Below are 1,609 nucleotides of genomic sequence, written 5' to 3'. Positions count from 1 at the left end.
TAAATTACTACTCGGCCCTCTTTCTGCAAAGAAAAGGGCCGATCTTTTTGAGATCAGCCCTAATTTCTTCGATCCTGACCTTTTTGGTCAGCCTCTTTTAACGTTGGTACAACGGACCGGACAGGTGTCGAATTTTTGGGTTATTGATTTTAATATAATTAGGCTAGTGCTGGAATGCACAGGAAAAAAGCGTTATATATACTAGAGATTTAAGTTTACGATATACATGAAACTTTACTATCTTTAATAAAAGCTTACGATATACATGAAACTTATACAAAGGCCACTATATACTGAACGAGTAATTCCATTTATTAACAAGCAGGTAATTAAGGTGCTGACTGGTCAAAGGAGGGTGGGTAAAAGTTATGTAATGCTTCAATTAATGGAACATATACGTAATACAGATCAGAAGGCTAACATTATTTATATTAATATGGAATTGGATAACTACATCCATATTAAAACGCATACAGACCTAAGTGCTTATCTTGAAGGTAAATTCATTGAGGATAAGAACAATTATTTCTTTATAGATGAGGTGCAGGAGGTACAGGAATTCGAGAGAACCTTGCGTAGTTTGCTGGCAAAGGGTATCTGTGATATTTACTGTACGGGTAGTAATGCAAATATGCTCTCCGGTGAATTGGCTACATTTTTATCTGGCAGGTATTTAGTATTTAATATCCATAGTCTCAGCTACCAGGAATTTTTACAATTTCATCAGCTTGATAAAAAATTTGAATCATTAATTCTTTATCTCAGGTATGGTGGGATGCCGTTTTTGAGTAATATAGGACTGCAGGAAGATCTACCTTATGAGTATCTGCGCAATGTCTACTCCACTATTTTGTTAAAAGATGTTGTGGCCCGTGAAAATATTCGGAATGTTTCATTTTTAGAAAATCTGGTAACTTATCTCGCAGATAATACAGGCAGTTTATTTTCTGCCAGCAATATTAGCAAGTATCTTAAGTCCCAAAGGGTTGATATCTCTCCACAACTAACTATTAACTATCTACGGGCTTTATGCAACACCTTCTTTGTGCATAAGGTTGTAAGATCAGAAATTGGAGGACTGAAAATATTTGAAATCGGGGAGAAGTATTATTTTGAGGATTTGGGTCTCCGTAATGCAATTGTTGGTTTTAATCAGCGTGCCGACATTCATAAGCTTATGGAGAATGCTGTTTTCTTGCATTTAAAACAGCAAAACTATAAAGTTTTTGTAGGGAAGCTAGGTGATAAGGAGATAGATTTTGTTGCAGATAAAAATGGGGCTAAAATCTATGTTCAGGTTTGTCTTACTGTTATGGATGAAAGCACTGCCAACAGAGAATTCGGTAATCTGCTAAAAATAGAAGACAATTATCCTAAGTATGTAATTACGTTAAACGATGTGTTAATTGGTCAGGATAATAATGGAATAATTCAGCAAAACCTGATAGACTTCCTAACAAGTGAGTTCTAAAACTATTAAGATAGCAGACCTAAAAGCAGCATTGGTCTAAAACGAGGCTGACCAAAAAGGTCAGGATCGAAGAAATTAGGGCTGATCTCAAAAAGATCGGCCCTTTTCTTTGCAGAAAGAGGGCCGAGTAGTAATTTA

At 35.7% G+C, this 1,609-nt stretch carries 2 protein-coding genes; both read left to right on the top strand.

Annotated elements, in window-relative coordinates:
- Positions 1–205: hypothetical protein (locus CLV42_RS34240; protein WP_211303583.1), on the top strand; the 205-nt coding region annotated here is incomplete at its 5' end.
- 60 nt (positions 206–265) lie between these two features.
- Entirely contained in the window at positions 266–1,471 is a 1,206-nt protein-coding gene (locus CLV42_RS33600; RefSeq protein ID WP_106606325.1) for an ATP-binding protein, read from the top strand.
- The last annotated feature ends 138 nt before the right edge of the window (positions 1,472–1,609 follow it).

Source organism: Chitinophaga ginsengisoli (assembly GCF_003014595.1).
In the GTDB taxonomy this organism is placed as follows: domain Bacteria; phylum Bacteroidota; class Bacteroidia; order Chitinophagales; family Chitinophagaceae; genus Chitinophaga; species Chitinophaga ginsengisoli.
Note: the sequence above shows the minus strand (reverse complement) of the source record. Positions and strands in the feature narration are given on the sequence as shown.

Bases quoted from the DNA above. Each gene is read 5' to 3' on its own strand.
- CLV42_RS33600 (WP_106606325.1), top strand. From the start codon at position 266: ATGAAACTTATACAAAGGCCACTATATACTGAACGAGTAATTCCATTT.